This window comes from Streptomyces sp. RLB3-17, assembly GCF_007113425.2.
In the GTDB taxonomy this organism is placed as follows: domain Bacteria; phylum Actinomycetota; class Actinomycetes; order Streptomycetales; family Streptomycetaceae; genus Streptomyces; species Streptomyces mirabilis_D.
On the sequence record NZ_CP041610.2, the window covers coordinates 11,596,721 to 11,622,627 of the forward strand.

Genomic DNA, 25,907 nt, shown 5'->3' on the forward strand with positions numbered 1-25,907 from the left:
CCGGGCCGCAGCGGAGTGCCGTCCCCTCCCCGCGGGGACATCCGCCCGGACAGCCACGAGGAGACAGACCCATGGCCCTTGGACGTGCCCGTCGCGTACTCATCGCCGGCGGAGGGATCGGCGGCCTGGCCGCGGCCCTCGCGCTCCAGCGCGCCGGTCTTGAACCCGTCGTCTTCGAACGGGCCGAGGCACTGCGCGACGGCGGCGCGGGCCTGCACATCTGGACCAACGGCGTGCTCGCGCTGGACTGCCTGGGCGTGGCCGGACAGGTCCTCGAGACGGCCCCGGCCCAGCAGGTCGCGCACTTCAGCACCCACCGCGGCGAGGTGCTGGGCGCCTGGCCGGTCGGCGACTTCGTCGAGCGCTACGGCGCACCCACCATCGCCGTCGAGCGCTCCGTCCTGCACGGCGTGCTGCGCGAGGCCCTGCACGGCTCCCCGGTGCGCACCGGGGCCCACGTGATGGGCTTCGAGCAGGACGAGGACGGGGTCACCGTACGGTTCGCGGACGGCGGCAGCGAACGGGGCGACCTGCTGATCGGCGCCGACGGCATCCACGGCACGGTCCGCGACGCCCTCTTCGGCCCCGCCCGCAACCGCTACAGCGGCTACATCGCCTGGCGCGGCCGTTCCCCCCTGCAGCACCCGGACATCCCGCCGGGCACCTTCAACGCGATGTTCGGGCCCGGCACCCGCTTCACCTACTACGACGTCGCACCCGGCCTGGTCCACTGGATGAGCGTGGCCAACGGGCCCGCGGGCGGCCGGGACGCGCCCGGCGTGCGGGAGATGCTGCTGCGCCGCCACCGCGGCTGGGGCGGCCCGGTGGCCGACATCCTCGCCGCCACCCCGGAAGAGGGCATCATCCGCGGCGACGTCGAGGGCCGCAGCCCCGAACGCCGGTGGGGCCAGGGCCGCGTCACCCTGCTCGGCGACGCCGCGCACCCCATCACCTTCAACATCGGCCAGGGCGCCTGCCAGGCCCTGGAGGACGCCCTGGTCCTCGCCGAGCACCTGGAGCACGCCGACGACCCCGTCGCCGCGCTGCGCCGCTACGAGCGCGAACGCCGCGCCCGTACCGCGCCGTTGCAGCGCATCGCCTGGCGGATCGGGCGGATGGGCGCGGTGCGAAACCCGCTGCTGATCCGGGCGCGGGAGGCGTTCATGCGCAAGAACTGGAACACGAAGGCCTTCGCCGCCGCGGAGAAGGGCCAGGTCGCCTACGGCACCCGCTGGGCCCCGGCCCGCCACCCGGCCGCCACCCCGGCCGCCACCGTGGACTGACGCCCGCCCCCGCGGCCCCGGCCCCCGCCCCGGAACCCCCCGTTCCAGGCCCGGTTGCGGGCCCCGGCGCCGGCTGCCGTGCCCGTGGGCCCGGGGCCCCGCGGACGGACCAGCCCACGGCCCCCGAGCCACGGACTGCGGGCTACGAGCTGCAGGGCCGGGGCCGGGGCCCAGTCCCGGACCGGAGATCCAGCCCCGGCTGTCCCGCCCGCGGCTCACGGGGAGCGGTCGGTCCGGGTCCCGGGTTCCGGGTCCGGCGGACCGGCCCCCGATCCCGGCGCCGTACCCGCCGCCTCTGGCTCACGAGCCACGGGGCACGAGCTACATGGGTCACGAGCACGGACCGCGGGCCTGGGGCTCGTGGCCTCGGCCCTGGGCTTGGCGTCCCAGCCGCGCCCGCGCCCGCGGCCCCGGCCCGGATCCGGCCCCCGGGTTTTGGCCCGGCCCAGTCCGGCCCGGCCGCCGTACCGCCCCGCCGGTCCCGCCCGCCCGGCGGGCGTCAGCCGGGTGCCGGCCGCCGCTGCAGGGCGCCCGGCTGCCGCGCCCCGGCCCGCGCCGCCGGATACAGCCCGTCCCAGAGCGGGTCCCCGGGCGGAAACCCCAGGCAGACCAGGACGTTGACCAGCATCCCGTACGCCATGAACGTGGTGGTCTGGCCGGTGTCCGCGCCGAGCGGCCGGTGGACGGTGTCCCACAGCCGCCGCCACTCGGCCCGCACCGCCTCCCCGAACGCCGCGTCACCGTCCGCCTCGCCCGCCGCCACCGCGACGTACACCTGCATCTGCATCAGCAGCCGCTCCGGCTCCTTGACGATGACGCGGGTGTACGCGTTGGCCATGGCGCGCAGCGCCTCCTCGCCCGCCAGGCCCTCGGTGGCCTCGGTGAACAGCCGGGCGGTGTCGGCCAGGCAGCACCGCGCCGCCGCGAGGAAGAGCGCCCGCTTGCCCGCGAAGAGCCGGAAGAGATACGGCTGCGACACCCCCGCACGCCGGGCGATGGCCTCGGTGGACGTGCCGTCGTACCCGCCCCGGGCGAATTCGCTCACGGCCGCGCGGATGACGCTCCGGCGCCGCTCGTCTGCACTCATCCTCACCATGCCAGCACGTTAGTTGCTGATTGCCGGGCGCCGTAGTGCCGGTCCAGACGCATTCAAGGAATGCGCCAGAGCCCCGTGGCAGATTCACAGAATCGAGCACCGCTCGCCGACCGCCCGATGACCTTTCTCCGGCTCTGAAAACAGCTCTTCGGACCGCTCTCCCGGACCGTTCCGCGGACCGTTCTTCCAGGTCTTCGGACAGCTCTTCCGGCAGCTCTTCCGGCAGTTTTTCCGACGGTTCTTCCGACAACTCAGTGAGGCAGGAACGGGGATGATCGACAATCTCTTCACGATGTTTCCCGGGCAGGGCTCGCAGCGCGCGGGCATGGCCGGGCATCTGCTGCGTGAACACCCCCGCACCGCCGGACGCGTCCTGGCCCGCGCCGAGGACGCGACCGGCCTGCCGCTGACCGCGCTGTGCAGCACCGCGCCGGAGGAGGCGCTGGCCCCGACCGAGATCGCCCAGCCCGCCATCGTCGCCACCAGCCTCGCGGTCCTTGAGGTACTGCGCGACCAGGCGGGTTTCGTGCCCGCCGTGGTGGCCGGGCACAGCCTGGGGGAGTACCCCGCGCTGGTGGCCGCCGGGGTGCTGGAGGCCGAGGCGGCGCTGCGGCTGGTACGCCGCCGGGGCGAGCTGATGGCGGAGGTCTCCCGGCAGGTCGGCGGCGCGATGACGGCCGTACTGGGCCTTGCCGCCGCCCGGATCGAGGAGATCTGCGCGGACTGCGCCCCCCTGGGCGTGGTGGAGATCGCCAACTACAACGAGCCGGGCCAGACCGTGATCTCCGGGCAGCGCCCCGCGGTCGAGGAGGCCGCCCGCCGGGCGCTGGCCGCGGGCGCCGAGCGGGCGGTGGCGCTGAAGGTCTCGGCGCCCTTCCACTGCTCGCTGATGCGGGCGATCGAGGACGAGTTCGCCGCCGAACTGGAGCGCGTGCCCTTCAGCGCGCCCCGGCTGCCCGTGATCAGCTCGGTGACCGGCACCCTGGTGCGCGACGGCGGCCACGCCCGCGATCTGCTGCGCCGTCAGCTGGCCGGGCCGGTGCGGTGGGTGGACGTGCTGGGCGCCGCGGCCGCGCACGCCGTGGACGGCTGCCTGGAGGTCGGCCCCGGCCGGGTGCTCAGTGGCTTCGCCAACCGCACCGGCGTCCACTCCGTGGTGCGCAGCACCCACGACGCGCGCCGGATCTTTGCACTGCTGCGCGAGCTCGGGCAGGAGCCCGCCCCTGGCGCCGCCGCCTGACCCGGCGCGCGGACCGCCCCCGGCCCGCCCCCACCACCCGCTCCCTCCGCCTCTCTCCCTCTCCCTTCTCCTTCTCCCTCCGCCTCTTCTCTTCCCTTCTCTTCCTCTTCCTCTTCTTTTTCCTCTCCCGTCCGTCCGGTGCGGGCCCCCGGGCCGGTACCGGCGGAACGACCCATCCGAAAGGCAGCCAACGGTGTCCGAAACCCTGACCCCCACCTCGACCGACTACTTCTCCGCGGTCCAGGCCGCCATCGCCGACGCCCTGGGCATCGACGAGGCCGAGGCCGTGCCCGAGGCGACCCTGCTCGGGCAGCTGGGTGCCGAGTCGATCGACCTGCTCGACATCCTCTTCCGTATCGAGCGCGCCACCAAGGTGAAGATCACCGTGGCCGACATCGCCGCCCTGCTGCAGGGCGGCATCCCCGACGAGGAGTTCGGCGACGAGAACGAGGTCGTCAACGACACCGGCCTCACCCACCTGGAGAAGGTCCTGCCGCAGTTCGACCGCAGCCAGCTCAGCGAGCCGCTGACCGCCGAGGGCGTGCTGGGCCTGTTCACCGTGCAGAACCTCACCGACCTGCTGACCGAGCGGGCCGCGGCCCAGCACGCCGCCTGAACCCCGACCCCTCCCCCCGGGGGCCGGTGGCGGTGCGGGCCAACGGCGTCCCGCACCCCCGCCGCCCCTGGCGCCCGCGCGGGCCCCGGCCGGCCACCGCCCCCTCGTAGCAGAAACGGGAAGAGACAGATGAAGCTGAAGGACCGCACCGCCCTGGTCACCGGTGCCTCACGCGGCATCGGCCGGGCCATCGCCCTGGCCCTGGCCGAGCAGGGGGCGGCCGTCGCCGTCAACTACCGCTCCCGCCAGGAGGACGCCGCCGCGGTCGTCAAGGAGATCGAGACGGCGGGCGGCCGGGCCGCGGCCGTCGGCGCCGACGTCGCCGACCCGCAGCAGGCCGCCCGCCTGGTACAGGAGGCCACCCGCCTCCTGGGCCCCCTCGACATCCTCGTCAACAACGCGGGCACCAGCGACGACGGCCTCATCTACGACGCGCCGCCGGACGCCTGGCTGAACGTCATGAAGACCAACTTCGGCGGCGCCTGGCACTGCACCCACGCCGTCCTGGAACAGTTCATGGCCCGCGGCGACGCCACCATCGTCAACATCTCCTCCGCGATGGGCGAACGCGGCTGGATCGGCCAGGCCAACTACTCGGCCTCCAAGGGCGCGCTGAACTCCTTCACCCGCTGCGCCGCCGTCGAACTCGCCCGCTTCGGCATACGGGTCAACGCGGTCCTGGCCGGGTTCACCCCGACCGAACTCGTGGACGGCGTGCTGCAGCGCGACGGCGGCAAGAGCATCAAGCGGCAGATCCCGCTGCGCCGGTTCGCCACCGCCGGCCAGGTCGCCGCGGCCGCGGTGTTCCTGGCCGGCCCCGACTCCGGCTACACCACCGGCGAACTGCTCTGCGTGGACGGCGGGTTCTCCGCCCAGCTGGGCATCGGCCGCCCGTAACGGACGCGTGAGGGAACGGGAGAAGAGACGACGATGCGATTCCATCTGATCGACCGGATCGAGACCTGCGCGCCCCGCGAGCACATCACCGCGCGCAAGGTCACCTCCGCCGAGGAGACCTACTGGCAGGACACCGGCGACGGGCCCGCGCTGCCCTTCGGGCTGGCACTGGAGGCCCTGTGCCAGTCCGCCACCTGGCTGATCATGCTCTCCACCGACCACCGGCTGCGCGCCGCGCTGCTGGCGGTCGGCGAGGCCACCGCGCACCGCCCGGTGCGCCCCGGCGAGGTGCTGCGCATGCACGCCACCGTCGAGTCGATGACCGAGGAGGCCGCCCTGCTGGACGGCACCGTCACCGTGGACGGCGAGAACGTCCTCGAGGCGAGCGGCATCCTGTGCGCGCTCATCGACGCCGAACGCCTCGACGACCCGGCCGCCACCCGGCGCATGGCGCACCAGCTGCAGGGCGGGGGGCCGGTGGGATGACCCGAGTAGCCATCACCGGCGTCGGCGCGGTCACCCCGCTGGGCAACGACGCCACCGCCACCTGGCAGGGCCTGGCCGCCGGCCGCAGCGGCGTCGGGCCGCTGACCACCTTCGACGCGGCCGGCTTCCCGGTGCGGATCGCCGCCCAGGTCAAGGACTTCGACCCGGCCGCGGCGATCCCGGCCCGCATCGGGCGCAAACACCTCTCCCGGGTGGGCCTGTTCGGTGTCGCGGCCGCCTGGGAGGCGCTGCGCTCCGCGCGGGCCGAGGACCTGGGGGAGGAGGTGTACGACCCCGGCGAGCGCGGGGTGGCGATGGGCGCGAGCGTCGGCCGCCCCGAGCTGCAGGCCCTCCTGGACGTCGGCCACCTGCGCGCCACCACCGGCCGCGCGGACGCGTTCTTGTGCCACCCGCCGGCCGTCACCCTCACCGACGACCAGAACGTCCCGCTCAGCGCGATGGCCCGGATGATGTCCGCGACCGGGCCGATGATCGGGATCTCCACCGCCTGCTCCGGCTCCGGGCACGCCATCGGGGAGGCCTACCGCGCCATCCAGGAGGGCGACGCCCGCCTGATGGTCGCCGGCGGCTACGACTCCCTGACCACCTGGCTCGACCTGCTGGGCTTCAGCCTGCTGGGCGCGCTGACCGACCGTCACAACGACGATCCCGAGCACGCCTCGCGGCCCTTCGACGCCGACCGCTCCGGCTTCGTGATCGGCGAGGGCGCCGTCGCCGTCGTCCTCGAGGACCTCGACGCCGCCCGCGAGCGCGGCGCGCCCGTTCTGGGCGAGGTCCTCGGCTACGGCTCCACCCTCAACGCCTGGCGCATCACCGACTCCCCGCCGGACGGCTCCGGCGCCGTCCAGGCCATGGAGGCGGCGATCGGCGAATCCGGGCTGGGCACCGCCGGCATCGACTACGTCGTCGCGCACGGCACCAGCACCCACGGCAACGACCAGTCCGAGACGGTCGCCATCAAGAAGGTCTTCGCCGACGACGCCCGCCGTCTGGTGGTCAGCGCCCCCAAGTCGATGGCCGGCCACCTCACCTCCGCCAGCCTGGGCCTGGGCGTGCTGGCCGCGCTCGGCGCGATCCGCCACTCCCTGGTCCCGCCCACCGTCAACCTCGAGCGGCCCGACCGCGGCCTGGACCTCGACTACGTGCCGCACACCGCCCGCCCGATGCCGGTGGCGGCGGCCCTGATCAACGCGTTCGCGTTCGGCGGCAGCAACACCAGCCTCGTCGTCGGCGCCCCGCGGGAGGACACATGACCACCACCGTCCCCACCGCGGGACCCACCCCCACCCCCGCCACCGCTTCTGTCTCCGGTGCGGGCTCCGCGACGGTCACGGCCGGCCCCGTTGCCGCCGCCGTGCCCGGCGGCGGCCCGGGCGGCTTCGACCGGCTGCTGGAGGCCGTCGTCGGCGAGCGGGCGGCGGCCGTGCGCAACGTGCCCGCCACCCTGACCTGCTTCACCGACCACTTCCCGCGCCACCCCGTCCTGCCCGGCGTGCTGCTGCTGGAGAGCATGGCCGCGCTCGCCCGTACCGCCGCGGGCCCCGGCACCTGGCGCCTGGCCGCCGTGCGCGGCGTGCGCTTCAAGCACTTCGTCGGCCCCGGCGACCAGGTCCACCTCACCGTCGAGGTGACCGCTCACGGCCCGCACCGCACCGAGTGCCGGGCCACCGCCCGGGCCGGCGGCCGGGTGGTCGCCACCGCCCGCGTCCTGGCCCTGGTCAGCGACGAGACGACCCGGGAGGGCACAGCATGAGCGAGCAGCGCCGCCGCGTGATGGTCACCGGCATCGGCCTGATGACCGCGATCGGCCAGAGCGCCGCCGAGACCTGGCACAGCCTGCTGGAGGGCCGCTGCGGCATCGGACCGCTGCGCGCCTACGACCCCGCCCCGCTGCGCACCGGCATCGGCGCCGAGATCCCCTCCTTCACCCCCGCCCAGTGGGCCTCCCGCCGCACCCTGCGCATGCTGTGCCGCGGCGACCAGCTCGCCCTGGCCGGCGCCACCCTCGCCCTGCACGATGCGGGCCTGGACGACGGGAGCGACCTGGGCCACCGCGCGGGCCTGTTCCTGGGCAGCAACAAGGAAATGCCCCGCATGGACGAGCTCATCGCCCAGCTGCAGGCCGTGCGCGCCGACGACGGCACCCCCGACCTGCACCGGCTGGGGCAGAGCGCCTCCTCGGTGATCGCCCCGCTGTTCTTCGTCGAGGGACTGCAGCCCGCCGCCGCCTTCCACATCTCCGAGAAGTACGGCATCCGCGGCGCCAACGCCTACTTCGCCGGCACCGCCGACTCCGGCGCGATGGCGATCGGCCGGGGCATGCGCACCGTACGCCGCGGCGAGGCCGACCTCGTGCTCGCGGGCGGCTACGACGACGCCACCGGCTGGTGGGCGATGTCCAAGATGGACGGCCTGGGCGTCCTGAGCACCCGCACCGACCTGGGCACCGAGGCCTTCAGGCCCTTCGACCGCGACCGCTCCGGCTCGGTCTTCGGCGAGGGCGCCGCCCTCCTGGTCCTGGAGGAACGCGAACACGCCCTGGCCCGCGGCGCCCGCTGCTACGCCGAGATCACCGGCTTCGGCGCCGGCAACGACTGCGTCCGCCCGCCCAGCCCCCAGCCCCGCGCCCGCGGCCTGGCCCGCGCCATCGGCCGCGCCCTCGCCGATGCCCAACGGCCCTTCCCCGACGGCAGCTACATCGCCGCGCACGGCTGCGCCACCCTGCAGGGCGACGCCAGCGAGACCGTCGCCCTGCACGACGCCCTCGGCACGGCCGCCAAGTCCGCCCAGATCAGCAGCGTCAAACCGCAGACCGGACACCTCGTCGGCGGCGCCGGCGCACTGAACGCGGCCGTCGCCGCCCTCGCCCTGGACAGCGGCACCGTGCCCGCCACCCTCAACCTGCACCACCCCGCCGCCGAGTGCGACCTCGACTACGTCCCCCTCACCCCCCGCCACACCCGGCCCGACAGCGCCCTGGCCCTGGCCCGCGGCCTGGAGGGCCAGGCCGTCGCCGTCGCCCTGGGACGGACCTCATGAGCGACACACCCGCAACACCCGCCATATCCGAAAGGAGTGCGGCCTTGACATCTCCCCCAGCTGAAGCAGGGGGATTCTTCCCTCGCGGGTTGAGCTTTCTGCTTCTCAGACAGCAGCTGCCCCGAATCAACGGCGGGGGACGTGGGTACGCCCAGCAGTCTTACGCCAGCTCCACAGACCTGACATCCCGCCAGCCCGGCGGTAGGCCCGGCCAGCTTGGTTATCACCGGCTGGGCGTGGCAACGCTACTACATCCGCGGGCAGTTGCTGGTGAACGACGATCCGCCCTGGCGGCGAATCGGCTTTCCCTGCCCTGCTCCGCAGGAGTCCGTTTCCTCCCCGGCCTGAAGGCCGGGGTATCCACGGAGGAATCCAGATGACCGACGTCCACGACCGCGCCGTACGGCCGGACACCGCGGCCCGGTTCCGGACCGTGGTGGTCTGCGGTGTCGGCGCCGTGACCGCCCAGGGCGAGGGCGCCGCCGCGCTGTGGGAGGGCATCCGGGCCGGGCATTCGGCCATCGGCCCGGTCACCGGTATGCCGATGGACGGCTACGGCACGGCCATCGGCGGCGAAGTGCCCCCCCTGTCCCGGCCCGCCTACGACTACCTGGCCGCCTTCGGCGGCAGCGAGCGGGAACCGGCCGTCGACTTCGCGCTGACCGCCGCCGCCGAAGCCCTCCGGCAGGCGGGCCTCGCGGAACTGCCCGCCGAACGCTGGGGAGTGGCGTTCGGCTCCTGCAACGGCGGCCTGCGCAGCGCCGAGAAACTCGCCCGCCGCAGCCGCGAGGGCACCGCCCTGCCCGACGACGCCCTGCACTACCTGCTGGTCCCGCCGCAGGCCATCGCCGAGGCACTCAGCGCCGCCTTCGCTCTCAAGGGACCGGCCCTGTCCGTCAACACCGCCTGCGCCTCGGGCGCGCACGCCATCGCGCACGCCGCCGAGGCGATCGCCGCGGGCCGCGCGGACGCGATGCTCGCCGGCGGCAGCGACGCCTTCACCGAGACCGCGTTCGCCGGCTTCACCAGCCTCCAGTCGCTGTCCGCCAAACCCGCCGCCCCCTATTCCAAGGACCGCGACGGGCTGTCCCTGGGCGAGGGCGCGGGCATGCTGGTGCTGGCCGAGGAGTCGGTGGCCCGCGCCGCGGGTGCCCCCGTCCTGGCGGAGGTCCTCGGCTACGGCCTGTCCGCCGACGGCTACCACGCCACCGCCCCGCACCCCGAGGGCGAGGGCGCCGCCCGCGCCATCCGCGGCGCCCTGAAGGCCGCCGGCATCACCCCGGGGGACGTCGGCTACATCAACGGCCACGGCACCGGCACCCCCAAGAACGACTCCGCCGAGTCCAACGCGGTGCGCGCCGCGTTCGGCGAGGCCGCCCAGAAGACCGCCCTGAGCAGCTCCAAGTCGATGATCGGCCACCTGCTGGGCGCGGCCGGCGCGGTCGAGGCCATCGTCACCGTCAAGGCCCTGGTCGAACAGATCGCCCCGCCGACCGCCAACTTCACCGGCACCGACCCCAAGTGCGGCCTGGACGCGGTCCCCGACACCGGCCGCGAACTGGCCATGAACGCCGCCCTGTCCAACAACTTCGCCTTCGCCGGCGCCAACGCCTGCGTCGCCTTCGGCTGGCCCTCCGGACGGCGCTTCACCGTCCCCGCCCCGCCCGCCGCCGAGAAGGTCGTCATCACCGGCGGCGCCGCCCTCACCCCCGCCGGCGAAGGCATCGAGGCGCTGTGGGAGGCCTGGCGGCAGGGGCGGCGGCTGGGCGCCGACGAGGACGGCCTGCGCGTGGCCCGCGCCGTCTTCGACCCCGCCGCCCACATCGGCGCCCGCGACCGGCGCCGCATGGACCGCCTCTCCCAGCTCGCCGTCGCCTCCTGCCGCGCCGCCCTCGCCCACGCCGGCCTCAAGGCCGACGAGCACACCGGGGTCGTCCTGGGCACCGGACTGGGCCCGATGCGCAGCATCGAGGACTTCCTGCTGCCGGTGCTGGGCGGCTGCCCCGCCCACGGCAGCCCCGCCGTCTTCCCCAACACCGTCTTCAACGCCGCCGCCGGCCAGGTCGCCATGCACGTCGGCGCCAAGGGCCCCACCTCCACCGTCACCACCGGACATGCCGCCGGCGCCTCCGCCCTGACCGTCGCCCACGACCTGCTGCTGCAGCACCGCGCCGAGGCGGTGCTGTGCCCGGCGGTCGAGGACCTCTCCCCGGGCGTGCTGGCCGCCTACCGCGGGCTGCCGCTGTTCGACGACGCCGGCTACACCCTGGCCGAGGCCGGCATCGCCCTCGTCCTGGAACGCGAATCCAGCGCCCGCGCCCGCGGCGCCCGCATCCTGGCCGAGTTCGCCGGCCACGGCGCCGCCGGCGACGCGGCCGGCATCGGCCGCTGGAACGCCCAGGGCGAGGGCGTCGAGCGCGCCATGCGCGCCGCCCTCGCCCACGCCGGCCTCACCCCCGGCGAGCTGACCGGCATCTGGGCCAACGCCGCCGGCCTCACCCGCGCGGACGCCCCCGAGGCCCTCGCCACCGGCCGGCTGGCCGCCGAGGCCCGCTGCCCGGTGCACACCCCCAAACAGACCCTGGGCGAACCGGTCGGCGCGGGCGCCCAGATGGCCGCCCTCCTCGCCCTCACCGCCTGGACCACCCCGGCAGACGGGGTGGCGGCGGGGCCGGTGCTCATCAACAGCTCCTCGCTCGGCGGCACCCACATCAGCCTCGTCCTGCGTCCCGCAACGGAGAACTGACCATGCCCCACACCCCGGCCGCCCCGCCCGCCGAACCCCGCGCACGCCATGTCTCGGTCCTGGCCACCGGCGCCCACCTGCCGGGCGAGGCCCTCGACAACGACGCCCTGGCCCGCTTCTGCGGCCCGCTGCCCGCCGACGTCCTGGACGGCATCCAGGTCAAGCGCCGGCACTGGATGGTCGACCCGGCCACCGGCGCCCACACCACCAGCACCTCGCAGATGGCCACCGCCGCCGCCCGCCAGGCCCTCGAGAGGGCCGGCGTCCAGGCCGGAGAGATCGACCTGATCGTCCTGTCCACCGCCAGCCCCGACTACCTCCTGCCCGTCGCCGCCACCTACGTCCAGCAGCAGCTCGGCCTGGAGGACTGCGCGGTCATCGAGGTCCGCGCCGGCTGCGTGGGCGCCGTCCAGGCCCACGACATCGCCCGCCGCCTGCTCGCCGACGGCACCTACACCACCGCCCTGGTCATCGGCGCCGAGGCCGTCTCCCCGCTGCTGGCCCCCGTCTTTTTGGGCCGCGACCCCGAACGCGTACGCATGCGCGACCGGCTGACCGTCTACACCTTCGGCGACGGCGCCGGCGCCCTGGTGCTGCGCGCCGGCGAGGAGGGCTCCGCCCACGGCCGCCCGCGCCCCGTCTTCGCCACCCGCTCCCTGGGCGGCGCCCGCAAACCCGGCATGCTCATCGTCGGCGGCGGCACCGACGCCCCCCTCGCCGAACAGCAGCGCCGCCCCCGCCTGATGGACATCCGCCTCGACATCCCCGGCACCGCCCAGTTCGGCCCCCGCGTCTTCGTCGAGGGCATCCACGACCTGCTCACCCGCTCCCGCCTGGCCCTGGCCGACCTCGACGCGTGCGTGCTGCCCGAGGGCAACGCCGAGTACTTCGCCAGCGAGTACGCCGCCGCCGGGCTGTCGCCCGCCGACCAGGCCACCCTGAGCAAGACCATCGTGGAGAACCTCACCGACGTCGGCGCCACCGGCTCCGCCGCCGTCCCCCTCGCCCTCGACGCCGGCTGGCGCGAGGGCCGCATCCGCCCCGGCGACACGGTCCTGCTGCTGGCCATCGAGGCCAGCCGCTACCTGTACGCGGGCCTCACCCTCACCTGGGACGCCCCCTTCCCCGGCCACTGACCGCCCCGCGCCCCCGACCCGCCCCTGTGACCTGCGCCCCCGCACCCGCGGGACGCCGAGACCGAAGGACGAGAGAACGTGTCGATACAAGAGACGGAGCGCACCGCCCGCAGCGTGGAGGAACGCAACAAGAAGACCATCCGCCGGGTCTTCGACGCCTTCGTCAACCAGGGCGACTTCTCCGTCGTCGACGAGATCTACAGCCCCCACATGATCGACCACCAGCCGCTGCCCGGCGCCCCCGAAGGCCTCGAAGGCGTCCGCTACACCATCGCCGGCCTGCGCGAGGGCTTCCCCGACCTGCACGTGACCATCGAGGACATGAGCGCCCACGGCGACCACGTCGTCATCCACAACACCTGGCGCGGCACCCACCTCGGCGACTTCCTCGGCGCGCCGCCCACCGGACAGGCCATCGAGTTCACCGGCGTCGTGGTGTGGCGGCTGCTGGCCGACGGCCTGATCGCCGAACGCTGGGGCATCGGCGTGGAGTCCAACATGCTGGCCGTCCTCGGCCTGCGCCGGCTCGCCCCCGCCGCCCGCAACGGCGCCCGCGCCGCGGCCCGCCGCACCGTCACGAGCGCCGGCGCCCTGCTGCCGCTGCCGCCCGGCGCCGCCGGCGCCTGGCACGCCCTCCAGGCCGAGCTCGCCGGAGCACGGCTGCGCGCCTACGAGGCCTCCCGGCGCCGCGCGGGCATCCTCCAGGAGTCCTTCGCCCTCCAGCCCCTGGGCGGCCAGGACGTGCTGGTCCACCGGATCGAGGCCCGCGACCCGCAGGGCGCCGCCCGCCGGCTGGCGGCCTCCGCCGACCCCTTCGACTCCTGGCTGCGCCAGGAAGCGGCCGCGGTGCTGGGCACCGACCCGTGGACCCACCTCGCCGCCAACGCCGCCCCGGCGGGCCACACCTGGATGTCCGTCACCAGCGAACTGACCACCACCGACTGACCGCCAGCGAACTGACCGCCGCCGGCTGACCGCCAGCGAACTGACCGCCGCCGGCTGACCGCCGCCGGCTGACCGCCGCCGGCTGACCGCCGCCGGCTGACCGCCGCCGGCTGACCGCCGCCGGCTGACCGCCGCCGGCTGACCGCCGCCGGCTGACCGCCGCCGGCTGACCGCCGCCGGCTGACCACCAGCGAACTGACCGCCGCCGGCTGACCGCCGTCCGAGCACCGGGGGACCGGCACCCCACCACTTCTCTAGCAAAGACACCGACACTGTCACTGCTAGACGCTCACTGCTGGACGACAACCGCCCCGTGCACGGCTCAGGAAGGAACCGATGATGCGGCAACGAAAACTCGGCAGCCAGGGGCTGGAGGTCTCCGAGCAGGGACTCGGCTGCATGGGCATGACCTTCGCCTACGGGCCCGCCGACGACCGGGAAGCCCTGCGCACCGCGCACCGCGCCCTGGAACTGGGCGTGAACCTCCTGGACACCGCGGACTTCTACGGCCCGCACAGCAACGAGGAGTTCGTCGCCCGCGTCATCGCCGGCCGCCGCGACAGCATCACCGTCTCCTCCAAGGTCGGCAACGAAGTCACCGCCGACGGCACCATCACCGGCCGCCTCAACGGCCGCCCCGACTACATCCGCACCTCCATCGACGCCACCCTGCGCCGGCTGGGCACCGACCGCCTCGACCTGTACTACCTGCACCGCGTCGACCCCGCCGTCCCCGTCGAGGAATCCACCGGCGCACTCGCCGACCTCGTCACCGCCGGCAAGGTCCGCCACCTCGGCATCTGCGAGGCGTCCGCCGCCACCATCCGCCGCGCCCACGCCGTGCACCCGCTCACCGCCGTACAGACCGAGTACTCCCTGTCCACCCGCGACGTCGAGGCCAACGGCGTCCTTGCAGCCGTCCGCGAACTGGGCATCGGCTTCGTCGGCTACAGCCCGCTGGGCCGCGGCCTGCTCACCGGCGCCATCCGCAGCCTCGACGCCCTCGCCGCACACGACTTCCGCCGCGTCGTGCCCCGCTTCCAGCAGGGCAACCTCGAGACGAACCTGCACATCGTGGAGCGGCTGCAGGCACTGGCCGCCGCCAAGAACATCACCGCCGGACAGCTCGCGCTGGCCTGGGTGCTCGCCCAGGGCGACGACATCGTCGCCATCCCCGGCACCAAACGCGTCACCTACCTGGAAGAGAACCTCGCCGCCTGCGCCGTCGAACTGAGCGCGGCCGACCTCGCCGCCCTCGACGAGATCGCCCCCCACGGCTCCACGGCGGGCGACCGCTACCCCGTCGGTGCCATGGCCACCCTCGACGGCTGACCCCCGACCCCGGCCCCGGCCCGCGGGCCCTCGAAGGCGAAGTGAGTGCGTTGACTTCTCTCCCAGCTGAAGCAGGGGGATTCTTCCCTCGCGGGTTGAGCTTTCTGCTTCTCAGACAGCAGCTGCCCCGAACTAACGGCAAGGGACGTTGGTACGCCCAGCAGTCTTACGCCAGCTCCACAGACCTGACATCCCGCCAGCCCGGCGGTAGGCCCGGCCAGCTTGGTTATCGCTGGCCGGACGGCCTACAAACTACCAGTCTTCTGCGGGTCGTTGGCGGTGGACGCCGATCCGCCCTGGCGGCGAATCGGCTTTCCCTGCCCTGCTCCGCAGGAGTCCGTTTCCTCCCCCGCCTGAAGGCGGGGGTATCCACGGAGGAATCCCGATAACCATGGCGAACATCACGATCATCGGGGGCGGACTGGCCGGCCTGACCGCGGCGATCTCCGCCGCCGAACAGGGCGCCCGCGTCACCGTCCACGAGGCCCACTCCCACACCGGCGGCCGCGCCCGCTCGGCCGCCGGCCCCTACGTCACCAACGACGGGCCGCACACCTTCTTCGACAACGGCGACGCCTGGCACTGGCTGCTGCAGCGCGGACTGGCCGGCCGCTACGTGCGGCTGTCCTTCCACGAGTGGACCCGGATGCGCTTCCGCCACCAGGGCCGGCTGCGGATGACCCTGCCGTCCGGCTACATGAAGATGACCTGGCGCCACCGCGGCATCGAGGTCCCCGTCGACCGCTCCTTCCAGGACTGGGCCAGCGAACGCTTCGCCCAGCAGACCGTGAACGAGGCCCTCGGCTTCCTCGGCCCGATCCTCTTCGACGGCGACCCCGGACGCCTGTCGGCGGCCTTCGTGTGGGAGCGGCTGCTGCGCGTGGGCACCCCCCGCTTCCCGCTGCCCAGCCGCTACTTCATCGGCGGCTGGGGCGCGCTGATCGCCCGCATGGAACGCGTCGCCCGCGCCCGCGGCGTGGTCATCGAGACCGGCTCACGGCTGAGCGAACTGCCCGCCGGCGGACCGGTGATCGTGGCGACCTCGCTGGCCTCCGCACGCAGCCTGCTGAGCGACCCCGCCCTCGAGTGGCCCAGCGGCACCGCCGCCCTGCTGGACATGGCCGTCACCCACTCCAAGAAGGACGGCAACGTCTCCTTCGACATGGACGAGGGCGGCTTCACCTCCCAGTACTCCGACCACGACCCCTCCCTCGCCCCGAAGGGCCAGGCCCTCTTCCAGGGACAGATGCCGCTGCGGCCCGGCGAGTCGAAGGCCGACGCCCTGGCCCGGCTGGAGAAACTCTTCGACCTGACCACCCCCGGCTGGCGCAGCCGCCTGCTGTGGCGCCGCGAAGGCGTCTCCCGCGGCCGCACCGGCGCCCTGGACCTGCCCGGCCTCAGCTGGCGGGACCGGCCCGCCATCGACCGCGGGGACGGCGTGTACCTGGCCGGCGACAGCGTCGCCGCCCCCGGCATCCTCGCCGAGACCTCCATCAACAGCGCCCTGCGGGCCGCCCGACTCGCCGTGCACACCCGCCCGGCGGCACACCGCTCCGCGGCGCTCGGGCGATGAGTCCCCCTCCGCGTCCCACCCCACCCTGTTAGGGAGCGCAGCACATGAGAATCACCCTGTCCGAGCGCGGCACCCCGGACTGGCAGACCGCCGCGGACCTTGCCCGGCTGGTGTTCGCCAAGCAGTACCAGGCGAGCATCTCGCCCGACCCGGACGGCTTCCTCGCCTTCTTCGAGACCGCCGCCGACGGCCAGGAGGAAGTCCTCGCCTGCGCGGGCCTGTCCTTCCCCGAGGAAGAGAGCATCCTGCTCGAGCGCTACCTCGACGCCCCCGTCGAAGACGTCATCACCCGGGCCGTGGGCGCCCCCGTCAAACGCTCCCAGGTCCTGCAGATCGGCTCCATCGCCTCGGTACGGCCCGCCGCCGGCGCCGAGATCATCAAGGCGATCCCGCTGATCATGGCCTGCCTGGGCCGCCCGTACGCGGTGATGACCATGACCGGCCGGCTCGCCGCCCTCATGCAGCGCCTGGGCTGCGTCTTCCACCCCCTGGCCGACGCCAGCGCGGAACGCCTGCCCGAAGGCGAACGGGCCGCCTGGGGCTCCTACTACGACACCCGGCCCGTCGTCGGCTACGCCGAGGCCGCCGAGCAGTCCACCCTGCTGCTGGCCGCCATCGGCCGCTACTGCTTCACCTCGGTCGACATGCGGCTGCTGAGCAACCGCCCGCAGCAGGGGGTGCTCACCCGTGCCGCCTGACACCCCCACCCGCCTCTCTCTCGTCCAGGGGCTCCTGGAGCGGGCCGGCAGCGACGCCGTCATGGTCCGCGTGCTGGCCGCCGACGGCTCGGCGCCCGCCGCCTGGAGCTACCGCGACCTGACCGGCGCCGCCCTCACCCTGGCCGCCCGGCTCCAGGAACAGGCCCAGGCGCTGGGCCGGCCGGCCCGGGTGGGACTGCTCGCGGAGAACTCACCCGAATGGGTCGCCGCCGACCTGGCCGCCCTGTTCGCCGGCGCCGTCGAGATCCCCGTCCCCACCGCCTTCACCGCCCAGCAGGCCGCCTCCCTCCTGCAGAGCGCCGACCTGTGCCTCACCGACGCCGCGGGCGAAGCCGCCCTGGCCCGCTGGCGCACCAGCACCCCCCAGCCCGTCCTCCCGGACGGCTGCCCGGCCGTTGCCCTCGACCTGCCCGCCCTTACCCGCGCACCCCGCCCCGCCGCGCCCCCGCAGATCCCCGCACACGACCAGATCGTCAAGGTCATCCACACCTCCGGCACCACCTCCGCCCCCAAAGGCGTCCAGATCCGCCGGCACGGCCTGGACGAACTCCTCACCTCACTGCGCGCCCGCACCCGCCCGGAGATCTTCGAGCGCTACCTGTCCATCGTCCCGCTCAGCCTCCTCATCGAGCAGGTCGCCGGCCTCTACATGCCCTTCCTGGCAGGCGGTTCGGTGTCCTTCCTGCCGCCGGGCACCGCCCTGGTCGGCACCGCCGCCGACGCCGCCCCCCGCATGCTCACCCTGCTGCGAGCGGCCCGCCCCACCGCCCTGGTCGTGCCGCCCACCGTCGCCGGCCTCTTCCTCGCCCTGTGCGACCAGCAGCCCGCCGAGAGCGTCACCGAGCGCCACCGGCGGATCTTCGGACACGACGGGCCGGTCTTCATCGCCTGCGGCGGCGCCCCCGTCCCCCCGGAGATCCTCCAGCGCCTCGACGCCTACGGACTGACCGTCCACGAGGGCTACGGACTGAGCGAGAACTCCTCCGTGGTGTCCTGGAACTTCCCCGGCGCCGTCCGCTTCGGCACCGTCGGCCGCCCCCTGGACCACGTGCACGCCGAACTCGCCGACGACGGCGAACTCCTCATCCGCAGCACCTCCCTGTTCGCCGGCTACACCCGCGAGGACCCCTCCAGCGTCGTCGTCGACGACCAGGGCCGCCTGCACACCGGCGACCTCGCCGAGATCGACGCCGACGGCTATCTGCGGATCACCGGACGCAAGAAGAACCTCGTCATCACCGCGGGCGGCCGCAACGTGGCCCCCGAATGGGTCGAGGCCCGCTACCGCGAACTCGGCTTCGTCCGCGAGGCCGCCGTCGTCGCCGACGGCCTCGACCAGGTCCACGGCCTGTTCGTCATCGCCGCCGGCCTCGACCCCGCAACCGCCCGCCGCGAGATCACCGACTTCGGCCGGCAAAAACTCTCCGGCATCGAACGCGCCGCCGTCGTCCACCTCATGTCCGAGGACGACCCCGCCTACGCCACCTGCTTCACCGTCACCGGACGCCCCCGCCGCGACGTCGTGCGCGCGCACGTCCTCAAACAGCCCCCCACCCCGGCCCCCCGCGGCGGCGAGACCAAGGAGAAGGCTTGACATCTCCCCCAGCCGAAGCAGGGGGATTCTTCCCTCGCGGGTTGAGCTTTCTGCTTCTCAGACAGCAGCTGCCCCGAATCAACGGCGGGGGACGTTGGTACGCCCAGCAGTCTTACGCCAGCTCCACAGACCTGACATCCCGCCAGCCCGGCGGTAGGCCCGGCCAGCTTGGTTATCACCGGCCGGGCGTGGCAACGCTACTGCATCCGCGGGCAGTTGCCGGTGAACGACGATCCGCCCTGGCGGCGAATCGTCTTCCCCTGCCCTGCTCCGCAGGAGTCCGTTTCCTCCCCAGCCCGAAAGCTGGGGTATCCACGGAGGAATCCAGATGAGCACGGCTATGAAGACCACCCCCTACGGCACCGGCAGCGGCCTGCTGGTCGAACCCGCAGGCCCCGGCGGCCTCGACGGCATCGACCCCAAGGAACTGCGCGACCTTCTCTCCCAGGCCGGCTTCCTGCTGCTGCGCGGCTTCGGCGCGGACATGGACGCGTTCACCGCCCTGGTGCAGCACACCTCCACCTCCACCACCCTCGACCCCGCCCGCGACTTCTACTCCGAGGTCGCCCAGAAGGTCGACGCCGGCTTCGACGAGGTGGGCCTGCACACCGAGAACGGCAACAGCCCCTTCCGCTCCCACCTCGCCTGGTTCTTCTGCGAGAAGGCCGCCTCCTCCGGCTCCCAGACCACCGTCTGCGACGGCTACCGCGTCTGGGACGCCCTCAGCCCCCGGGCCCGCACGGCATTCGCGGCCCAGGACATCGTCTACAGCCGCTACGTCGCCGAGCCGCAGTGGCGGGCGATGGCCCACCACCTGCTGGGCCGCACCAAGCCCGCCGACGAGATCGGCGTCGAAGAACTCCTCGCGCTGGCAGGCCAGTTGCCGGGCACCGAGATCGTGCCGCAGGACGACGGCGGGGTGCGCTACTCCTTCACCACCCCCGCGGCCGGCACCACCGTGTTCGGGCCGCGCCCCTCCTTCGCCAACAGCATCCTGGGCCCCTCCTTCAACTACGAGAAGCCCACCATCACCTTCGCCGACGGCACCGCCCTGTCCCCGCAGCTGCTGGCCGAGGTCGAAGAGGTGACCGCCCGCCTCACCGAGAACCTCGACTGGCAGGACGGCGACGCCGCCGTCATCGACAACACCCGCGTCATGCACGGCCGGCGCGCCATCACCGACCCCCACCGCACCATCTACAACGCCCTCAGCTACATCGAGGCACCCGCCGCCTGACCGGGCCGCCCCTCCCGCCCCCACCCCGCCGACGCAACGCAAGAAGAAGCAGCAGGAGGAGGGGGGCAAGGGGGGGCGGGAGGCAGATCCATCCGAGAGGGAGCCATGACCACCGACCACACCGCCGCCCCCCGCACGACGGACACCGCACCCGCCGGCGCCGCAGCGGATCCCCGCCGCTGGCGCCTGCTCGTCTTCGTCGCCCTCGCCCAGTTCATGGTGCTCCTCGACACCACCGTGGTGAACCTCGCCCTGCCCGCCATCCAGGCCGACCTCAAGGCCGGCGCCACCGCCGTCGAATGGGTCCTGACCGCCTACATCCTGTGCTTCGGCGGCCTCATGCTGCTCGGCGGCCGCACCGCCGACCGCTGGGGCAGGCGCCGCACCTTCCTCCTCGGCGCCCTGCTGTTCACCGCCGCCTCCCTGCTGTGCGGACTCGCCCAGGGCGCCGGCCTGCTGATCGCCGCCCGCGCCCTGCAGGGCTGCGGCGCCGCCTTCCTCTCACCGGCCGCGATGTCCCTGGTCACCACCACCTTCCCCAAGGGCCGCGAACGCACCACCGCGCTCGCCGTGTGGGCCGCGCTGGCCGGCCTCGGCGGCACCCTCGGCGTCATCGCCGGCGGCCTGATCACCGACAGCCTCAGCTGGCGCTGGATCTTCTACATCAACCTGCCCTTCGGGATCGTCGCCGTCGCCGGCGTCCTGCTGCTGTCCCGGGGCCGCCCCGAGACCCGTATCCGCGGCTCGCGCCCCGACATCGCCGGCGCCGTCACCGTCACCGCGGGCCTGGCCGCCCTCGTCTACGCCATCGTCAACATCCAGGACCACGGCGCCGCCTCCACGCCCTACGTCCTGGCCCCGGCCGCCGCCTCCCTCGCCCTGCTCGCCGCGTTCGTCCTGATCGAACGCCGCACCCCCGACCCGCTGATGCCGCTGCACCTGTTCGCCACCCGCTCCCTGGCCACCGCCGGCCTGGGCCGCGTCCTGACCAGCGGCGTACAGGCGTCCGTGCTCTTCCTGTGCAGCTACTACCTGCAGCGCACCCTGGGCTACTCCACCCTCAGGTCCGGGTTCGCGTTCCTGCCGCTGGGCGTCGTCGCCATCCTCGTCACCGCCCCCGCCACCCGCATCATGCACAAGACCGGCCCCCGCCCCGTCTACCTCGCCGGCGCCGCAGGCTCCGTCCTCGGCCTGATCCTGCTCACCCAGGCCCCGCAGCACGGCACCTACCTAATGCACCTGCTGCCCGCCCTGCTCATCCTCGGCGCGTCCATGCAGTGCTGCGGCATCCCCGTCAACGTGCACGGCGTCTCCGACATCCCCGCCCGCCAGCAGGGCATCGCCTCCGGCGTCCTGGTCGCCGCCTTCCAGGTCGGCGCCTCCCTCGGCGTGGCCACCGTCGCCACCAGCGCCCTGACCCGCACCACCCACGAACTCACCCACCACACCACCCCCGCCCTGGCCTGGCTGGACGGCCTCCACCTCGGCTTCTGGATCGCCACCGGCATCGGCGTCCTCAACCTGCTCACCGCCTACTTCGGACTGCCCCGCCACCACACCGCCCCCGCCCCGGCCGGCCCCCGCACCGCCTGACCACCCCCCAACCCCCGACAGACACGGAGAGGCCCATGGCACGCCCCGGAGACACCCTCCACCTCGGCAAGGACAAGCTCACCTTCCTGACCACCGCCGCCGAAACCGACGGCGCCTTCGTCGAAGTCGAAGTCGAATACGCCCCCGCCGTCATCAAACCGCCCCAGCACTACCACCCCCGCCAGACCGAACACATGCGCCTCCAGAGCGGCCGCCTGAGCCTCCAGCTCGACGGCGTCCTGCACGAGTACGAACAAGGCGCCGACTTCTACATCCCGCCGGGCGCCGTCCACTCCATGTGGAACCCCGGCCCCGAACCCACCCGGGTCATCTGGCGCACCACCCCCGCCTACCGGACCGAAACCGTCTTCGAGACCCTCTGGGGCCTGACCAACGAAGGCCGGCTGCGCCCCGACGGCACCCCCCGCCTGCAGATGCCGCTGCTCGCCCTCGCCTTCCGCGACGAGTACCGCGTCGTCACCGGCCGCCCCTACCCCCTCGACACGGCCCTGTGCCTGCTGCTCTCCCCGCTCTCCCTGGCCTGCGGCTACCGCCCCACCTACCGCCCGCCCCAGAACACCGCGACCCTCCAGCCCACCGCCTGAACACACCGCCGCAGGCCCGGAGTTCGAGCCGGACCCAAGGGCGCAGCGAGCCGTGCGCCCTAGCGTCGGCCCCAACCGACAGTCGGCCGATGCGTGGAGGAATGGTCATGGCCACCGAAGCACACGAATTCACCCTGCCCGGCGCGGATCTCCCGCAGCCCGACGCCGAACTGCGCAAGAAGCGCGAGGCGGTCGTCCTGCAGCACACGGTCGCCGAGATCGCCTGGGACATCGACGGCGTGCTGGCCACCTTCCCGCGCGGCGGCGTCTACCGCATCCAGGCCTTCGAAGAGGGCCCGCTGATCGGCGAAGAAGCCATCAAGAAGGGCTACTTCGCCGACCTCAAGGCCGCCTTCCCCGACCTCGAGCACGAACTGCACCACGTGCACCACACGCCCACCGCCGTGATCCTCGAGGCACAGGCCCGCGGCAGGCAGCAGGCCGACTGGCGCGGCATCCCCAACCGCGGCAAGTCCATCGACGCCCCCGTCGCCGTCTTCTTCCACTTCGACGGCGACGTCCTCATCGACGAGACCCTCTACTTCGACATCGCCACCTTCCAGCGCCAGCTCGCCTGACCCTCCCCCCCCTTTTTCCACGGGCGCGGCGCGGGCGCGGGTACCGGTGTGGCCGGCACCCGCGCCCGCGCCGCGCCCGTGTGCCGAGCGGGGCTCGAGGAGGACTTGAGCAGGCGTCCGTAGCGTCGACGGCGCCGTACCGGCCCGCGCGCGGGCGCGGGCACCAGGGCGCCGCGGGCCGGACCGGTCACGGCGATGAGCATCTCGCACTGACCAGCCTCCAGAAAGGATGCTCGATGAGCACCGTCAACCCCCCATCCCCGGGCGGTGAAACCAGGAGGGTGGTCTTCTGGGCCATTCTCACCACCAGCCTCGCCTCGTTCATGGCGGGACTGGACAACCTCGTCATCATCACGGCGCTGCCCACCATCCGCGAGAAACTCGGCGGCAGCCTCACCGACCTGGAATGGACGGTCAACGCCTACACCCTGTCCTTCGCGGTCCTGATGATGTTCGGCGCCGCCCTCGGCGACCGCTTCGGCCGCCGCAAGGTCTTCAGCCTGGGCCTGCTGCTGTTCACCGCCGCCTCCGCGGCCGCCGCCCTCGCGCCCGGCATCAACGAACTCGTCGCCGCCCGCGCCGTCCAGGGCGTCGGCGCGGCCATCATCATGCCGCTGTCGGTGACCCTGCTGACCGCCGCCGTGCCCGCCGAGAAACGCGGCGCGGCCCTGGGCATCTGGGGCGCCGTCAACGGACTGTCCATCGCGGCCGGCCCGCTGGTGGGCGGCGCCATCGTCGAGCACCTGTCCTGGCAGTGGATCTTCTGGCTGAACGTGCCGATCGGCCTGGCGCTTGCCCCGCTGTCCTTCCGCAAGCTCGCCGAGAGCCGCATCGCCCACTCCCGCCTGGACGCCGTCGGCACCGCCCTGGCCAGCCTGGGCCTGTTCGGCATCGTGCTGGGCCTCATCAAGGGCCACGGAGACGGCTGGACATCCCCCCAGGTCCTGGGCGCGCTGATCGGCGGCACCGCCGTGATGGCCCTGTTCGTGGTGTGGGAGAACCGCACCGAACACCCGATGGTGCCGATGCGGATGTTCCGCAACCGCGCCTTCACCGCGATCAACCTGGCCGGCGCCCTCATGTCGGTCGGCATGTTCGGTGCGATCTTCCTGATGACCCAGTTCCTGCAGAACATCCAGGGCTACACCGCCATGCAGGCCGGCGTACGGCTGCTGGCCTGGACCGCCATGCCGATGGTGGTCGCCCCCATCGGCGGCATGGTCTCCGACCGCATCGGCGGCAAACCCGTGGTCACCCTCGGCCTCGCCATGATGACCGCCGGCATGGTCTATTGGGCCTTCGTCCTCAAGCCGGACGTCTCCTACGCCGCCCAGCTGCCCTCCCTGATGATCTGCGGCGCCGGCATGGCCCTGTTCTACGCCCCGCTGATGAACCTCACCATGGGCTCGGTCGCCGAACACGAACAGGGCATCGCCTCCGGCGTCACCGCCGCCACCCGCGAGGTCGGCGCCGCCCTCGGCGTGGCCCTGCTCGCCTCCATCTTCAGCGCCAACGGCGGCTACGCCTCACCGCGCAACTTCGTCGACGGCCTGGTGCCCGCCATGTGGGTGGGCGCCGCCGCGGTGGCCCTCGCCACCTTCGCCATGCTGGGGGCCCCCTCCCGCCGGCGCGCCGCCGCGAGCGCCCCCGTCGCACAGGCCGCCCCCGCGCAGGAGAGCGCACCGGCCCCCCTGCACTGACCTGGCGCCGGGCCGGCGCCACCCCACGGGTGGCGCCGGCCCGGCGCTATCCCGTGAACCGGCGCCCCAACGCCCCGACGAACCGAGGACGCGTGACTACTCCCCCTCGTGAACGAGGGGGCTTCTCGTCAAGCTGGTTGGGCTTGACGACGGGCCAGCCCGGCCCGCAGTACGTTGGAAGCCCCTACGACGTCGGCGTGTGCGGTGTGGCCGCAGGCCTGGCAGTGGAACTTTTCCTGGGTAGGCCGGTTCTCCTTGGCGACGTGCCCGCATTCGGGGCAGGTGCGGGAGGTGTTGCGGGGATCCACAGCGATCACTTCCCGTCCGGCACCTTCCGCCTTGGCGGCCAGGATCGCGAGGAACACCCCCCACCCGGCGTCGGCGATGCTTCGGTTGAGTCCGGCCTTCGCCGCGGCTCCGTTCGGGGCGTAGGTTCCGTCCCCGTTCGGGCGCGGCTCGGGGGCCTTGCTCATGTTGCGGATCTTGAGGTCTTCGTGCGCGATCAGATCGTTGTCGCGGACGAGACCGAGCGCGGTCTTGTGTGCGTGGTCGAGGCGTTGGCGGCGCACCTTGCGGTGCAGGGTGGCGACGCGTTCCACGGCCTTGCGTCGTCGCTTCGACCCGCGCTTGCTGCGGGCGAGGGCCTGTTGCGCTGCCTCCAGCTTTTTCGCGGCGTTGCGGCTGTGGCGCGGGTTGTCGACGTGCCGGCCGTCGGAGGTGGTCAGAAACGAGGCGATCCCCAGATCGATACCGACCACGGCTCCGGTCGCGGGGAGCGGTTCGGGCGGTGCCTGGTCGGCCGTGAGGATCACGTACCAGCGGCGCCCTTCACGCTTGACGGAAACGGTCTTGACCTTCCCGGCCACCGGCCGGTGCTGCTTGACCTTGACGTGCCCGACGCCCTGGAAGCGGACACGGGTCTGCGGATCGTGCGGCGTGGAGTCCCACCGGCAGCCGTCCCCGTCCTTGGGGAAGTCCACCGTGTCGAACCGGCGCACACCCCGGAACCTGGGGTAGCCGGGAGCCTCACCGGACTTGATGCGGCGGAAGAACGCGGTGAACGCCTTGTCCAGGCGGCGCAACGTCGCCTGCTGCGAGGAGAAAGACCACCGGCCCTGACGCTCCGGATCGAACGCCCGAATGTCCTTGAGCTGTCCGGACTGCTGGCCGTAGCGCACGGTCGTCCTCGACGCGTGCCGGTACGCGGACCGCCTCTCTTCAAGCGCCCCGTTGTAGAGGGAGCAGTGATCCCGCAGCATCTCGCCCAACGCCTGGGTCTGACGCATGGTCGGATACAGAAGGAACTTGTACGCGCGGATCAATGGAGTCACCCCCTCCAACTCGTGTGATCAACGTAGTGCACGCCACTGACAACGGCGGTCCGCCTAGCGGCGAATCGCCGCCCCTTGCCCCGCTCCGCGGGAGCTTCGTTTCACCCCCCGGCTGAAGCCGGGGGTACCCACGAAGGAGA

Annotated in this window: 22 protein-coding genes; 20 read left to right on the forward strand and 2 right to left on the reverse strand. The window is 73.4% G+C overall.

Annotated features, from left to right (window positions below; all coding sequences use genetic code 11):
* Positions 1–71 precede the first annotated feature (71 nt).
* Positions 72–1,283, forward strand: coding sequence for an FAD-dependent monooxygenase (locus FNV62_RS52395; protein WP_143606347.1), 1,212 nt, complete (start codon positions 72–74; stop codon positions 1,281–1,283).
* A 499-nt stretch (positions 1,284–1,782) separates the two neighbouring features.
* Here the strand turns inward: FNV62_RS52395 and FNV62_RS52400 are convergent, their stop codons facing one another.
* Positions 1,783–2,379 (reverse strand): TetR/AcrR family transcriptional regulator, encoded by a 597-nt coding sequence (locus FNV62_RS52400; RefSeq protein WP_179436231.1) that lies wholly within the window; start codon positions 2,377–2,379, stop codon positions 1,783–1,785.
* Between the two features lie 271 nt (positions 2,380–2,650).
* Between FNV62_RS52400 and fabD the strand changes: the two genes are divergently transcribed.
* From fabD to FNV62_RS52495, 19 genes are all read left to right on the forward strand, one after another.
* Positions 2,651–3,619: an ACP S-malonyltransferase gene (gene fabD, locus FNV62_RS52405; RefSeq protein WP_143651777.1), complete on the forward strand. Its 969-nt coding sequence runs from the start codon at positions 2,651–2,653 to the stop codon at positions 3,617–3,619.
* Positions 3,620–3,812: 193 nt separating this feature from the next.
* A complete protein-coding gene (locus FNV62_RS52410) occupies positions 3,813–4,235 on the forward strand; it encodes an acyl carrier protein (protein ID WP_225900738.1) in 423 nt (140 codons plus the stop codon).
* A gap of 129 nt (positions 4,236–4,364) precedes the next feature.
* Positions 4,365–5,132 carry an SDR family NAD(P)-dependent oxidoreductase gene (locus FNV62_RS52415; protein ID WP_054229243.1) on the forward strand — a complete coding sequence of 256 codons (768 nt, stop codon included), beginning with the start codon at positions 4,365–4,367 and terminating at the stop codon, positions 5,130–5,132.
* Between the two features lie 33 nt (positions 5,133–5,165).
* Positions 5,166–5,618 (forward strand): 3-hydroxylacyl-ACP dehydratase, encoded by a 453-nt coding sequence (locus FNV62_RS52420; RefSeq protein WP_075032274.1) that lies wholly within the window; start codon positions 5,166–5,168, stop codon positions 5,616–5,618.
* The gene (locus tag FNV62_RS52425) at positions 5,615–6,892 is read left to right on the forward strand and encodes a beta-ketoacyl-[acyl-carrier-protein] synthase family protein (RefSeq protein WP_143604891.1); all 1,278 of its coding nucleotides are present in this window, start codon (positions 5,615–5,617) and stop codon (positions 6,890–6,892) included. Before FNV62_RS52420 ends, FNV62_RS52425 begins: the two co-directional genes overlap by 4 nt.
* Positions 6,889–7,392, forward strand: a complete 504-nt coding sequence (locus tag FNV62_RS52430) for a 3-hydroxyacyl-ACP dehydratase FabZ family protein (protein ID WP_097281945.1) — start codon at positions 6,889–6,891, stop codon at positions 7,390–7,392. The genes FNV62_RS52425 and FNV62_RS52430 overlap by 4 nt, the downstream gene beginning before the upstream one ends.
* Positions 7,389–8,678, forward strand: a complete 1,290-nt coding sequence (locus FNV62_RS52435) for a beta-ketoacyl-[acyl-carrier-protein] synthase family protein (protein ID WP_143651779.1) — start codon at positions 7,389–7,391, stop codon at positions 8,676–8,678. Before FNV62_RS52430 ends, FNV62_RS52435 begins: the two co-directional genes overlap by 4 nt.
* Before the next feature lie 376 nt (positions 8,679–9,054).
* Positions 9,055–11,424 carry a beta-ketoacyl-[acyl-carrier-protein] synthase family protein gene (locus tag FNV62_RS52440; RefSeq protein ID WP_143651780.1) on the forward strand — a complete coding sequence of 790 codons (2,370 nt, stop codon included), beginning with the start codon at positions 9,055–9,057 and terminating at the stop codon, positions 11,422–11,424.
* 2 nt (positions 11,425–11,426) lie between these two features.
* Positions 11,427–12,560, forward strand: coding sequence for a 3-oxoacyl-ACP synthase III family protein (locus FNV62_RS52445; RefSeq protein WP_143651781.1), 1,134 nt, complete (start codon positions 11,427–11,429; stop codon positions 12,558–12,560).
* A gap of 78 nt (positions 12,561–12,638) precedes the next feature.
* A complete protein-coding gene (locus FNV62_RS52450; protein ID WP_143651782.1) occupies positions 12,639–13,505 on the forward strand; it encodes an ester cyclase in 867 nt (288 codons plus the stop codon).
* Between the two features lie 339 nt (positions 13,506–13,844).
* Positions 13,845–14,837, forward strand: a complete 993-nt coding sequence (locus FNV62_RS52455; protein ID WP_143652493.1) for an aldo/keto reductase — start codon at positions 13,845–13,847, stop codon at positions 14,835–14,837.
* A 391-nt stretch (positions 14,838–15,228) separates the two neighbouring features.
* Positions 15,229–16,410, forward strand: a complete 1,182-nt coding sequence (locus FNV62_RS52460; RefSeq protein ID WP_144316286.1) for an FAD-dependent oxidoreductase — start codon at positions 15,229–15,231, stop codon at positions 16,408–16,410.
* A 44-nt stretch (positions 16,411–16,454) separates the two neighbouring features.
* Positions 16,455–17,108 carry a thermostable hemolysin gene (locus FNV62_RS52465; protein WP_054229514.1) on the forward strand — a complete coding sequence of 218 codons (654 nt, stop codon included), beginning with the start codon at positions 16,455–16,457 and terminating at the stop codon, positions 17,106–17,108.
* Positions 17,098–18,723, forward strand: a complete 1,626-nt coding sequence (locus FNV62_RS52470; RefSeq protein WP_143653960.1) for an AMP-binding protein — start codon at positions 17,098–17,100, stop codon at positions 18,721–18,723. Before FNV62_RS52465 ends, FNV62_RS52470 begins: the two co-directional genes overlap by 11 nt.
* Positions 18,724–19,051: 328 nt before the next feature.
* Entirely contained in the window at positions 19,052–19,960 is a 909-nt protein-coding gene (locus FNV62_RS52475; RefSeq protein WP_060898002.1) for a TauD/TfdA family dioxygenase, read from the forward strand.
* Between the two features lie 105 nt (positions 19,961–20,065).
* On the forward strand, positions 20,066–21,553 hold the full coding sequence (locus FNV62_RS52480) for an MFS transporter (RefSeq protein ID WP_143604898.1): 1,488 nt from the start codon (positions 20,066–20,068) through the stop codon (positions 21,551–21,553).
* A gap of 35 nt (positions 21,554–21,588) precedes the next feature.
* Positions 21,589–22,158 (forward strand): cupin domain-containing protein, encoded by a 570-nt coding sequence (locus tag FNV62_RS52485; protein WP_054231421.1) that lies wholly within the window; start codon positions 21,589–21,591, stop codon positions 22,156–22,158.
* A gap of 107 nt (positions 22,159–22,265) precedes the next feature.
* The gene (locus tag FNV62_RS52490; RefSeq protein ID WP_054231420.1) at positions 22,266–22,736 is read left to right on the forward strand and encodes an ester cyclase; all 471 of its coding nucleotides are present in this window, start codon (positions 22,266–22,268) and stop codon (positions 22,734–22,736) included.
* Between the two features lie 236 nt (positions 22,737–22,972).
* Positions 22,973–24,436 carry a DHA2 family efflux MFS transporter permease subunit gene (locus FNV62_RS52495; RefSeq protein WP_169080951.1) on the forward strand — a complete coding sequence of 488 codons (1,464 nt, stop codon included), beginning with the start codon at positions 22,973–22,975 and terminating at the stop codon, positions 24,434–24,436.
* Between the two features lie 128 nt (positions 24,437–24,564).
* On the opposite strand, the gene FNV62_RS52500 is transcribed toward FNV62_RS52495, so the two are convergent.
* A complete protein-coding gene (locus tag FNV62_RS52500) occupies positions 24,565–25,758 on the reverse strand; it encodes an RNA-guided endonuclease InsQ/TnpB family protein (RefSeq protein WP_144316582.1) in 1,194 nt (397 codons plus the stop codon).
* Positions 25,759–25,907: the final 149 nt, after the last annotated feature.

What these genes read in the sequence shown, in the direction of transcription:
- FNV62_RS52395 (WP_143606347.1), top strand. Translation starts at nt 72, where the DNA reads ATGGCCCTTGGACGTGCCCGTCGCGTACTCATCGCCGGCGGAGGGATC.
- FNV62_RS52400 (WP_179436231.1), bottom strand. Translation starts at nt 2,379, where the DNA reads ATGGTGAGGATGAGTGCAGACGAGCGGCGCCGGAGCGTCATCCGCGCG.
- fabD (WP_143651777.1), top strand. Translation starts at nt 2,651, where the DNA reads ATGATCGACAATCTCTTCACGATGTTTCCCGGGCAGGGCTCGCAGCGC.
- FNV62_RS52415 (WP_054229243.1), top strand. Translation starts at nt 4,365, where the DNA reads ATGAAGCTGAAGGACCGCACCGCCCTGGTCACCGGTGCCTCACGCGGC.
- FNV62_RS52420 (WP_075032274.1), top strand. Translation starts at nt 5,166, where the DNA reads ATGCGATTCCATCTGATCGACCGGATCGAGACCTGCGCGCCCCGCGAG.
- FNV62_RS52425 (WP_143604891.1), top strand. Translation starts at nt 5,615, where the DNA reads ATGACCCGAGTAGCCATCACCGGCGTCGGCGCGGTCACCCCGCTGGGC.
- FNV62_RS52430 (WP_097281945.1), top strand. Translation starts at nt 6,889, where the DNA reads ATGACCACCACCGTCCCCACCGCGGGACCCACCCCCACCCCCGCCACC.
- FNV62_RS52435 (WP_143651779.1), top strand. Translation starts at nt 7,389, where the DNA reads ATGAGCGAGCAGCGCCGCCGCGTGATGGTCACCGGCATCGGCCTGATG.
- FNV62_RS52440 (WP_143651780.1), top strand. Translation starts at nt 9,055, where the DNA reads ATGACCGACGTCCACGACCGCGCCGTACGGCCGGACACCGCGGCCCGG.
- FNV62_RS52445 (WP_143651781.1), top strand. Translation starts at nt 11,427, where the DNA reads ATGCCCCACACCCCGGCCGCCCCGCCCGCCGAACCCCGCGCACGCCAT.
- FNV62_RS52455 (WP_143652493.1), top strand. Translation starts at nt 13,845, where the DNA reads ATGCGGCAACGAAAACTCGGCAGCCAGGGGCTGGAGGTCTCCGAGCAG.
- FNV62_RS52460 (WP_144316286.1), top strand. Translation starts at nt 15,229, where the DNA reads ATGGCGAACATCACGATCATCGGGGGCGGACTGGCCGGCCTGACCGCG.
- FNV62_RS52465 (WP_054229514.1), top strand. Translation starts at nt 16,455, where the DNA reads ATGAGAATCACCCTGTCCGAGCGCGGCACCCCGGACTGGCAGACCGCC.
- FNV62_RS52475 (WP_060898002.1), top strand. Translation starts at nt 19,052, where the DNA reads ATGAGCACGGCTATGAAGACCACCCCCTACGGCACCGGCAGCGGCCTG.
- FNV62_RS52480 (WP_143604898.1), top strand. Translation starts at nt 20,066, where the DNA reads ATGACCACCGACCACACCGCCGCCCCCCGCACGACGGACACCGCACCC.
- FNV62_RS52485 (WP_054231421.1), top strand. Translation starts at nt 21,589, where the DNA reads ATGGCACGCCCCGGAGACACCCTCCACCTCGGCAAGGACAAGCTCACC.
- FNV62_RS52490 (WP_054231420.1), top strand. Translation starts at nt 22,266, where the DNA reads ATGGCCACCGAAGCACACGAATTCACCCTGCCCGGCGCGGATCTCCCG.
- FNV62_RS52495 (WP_169080951.1), top strand. Translation starts at nt 22,973, where the DNA reads ATGAGCACCGTCAACCCCCCATCCCCGGGCGGTGAAACCAGGAGGGTG.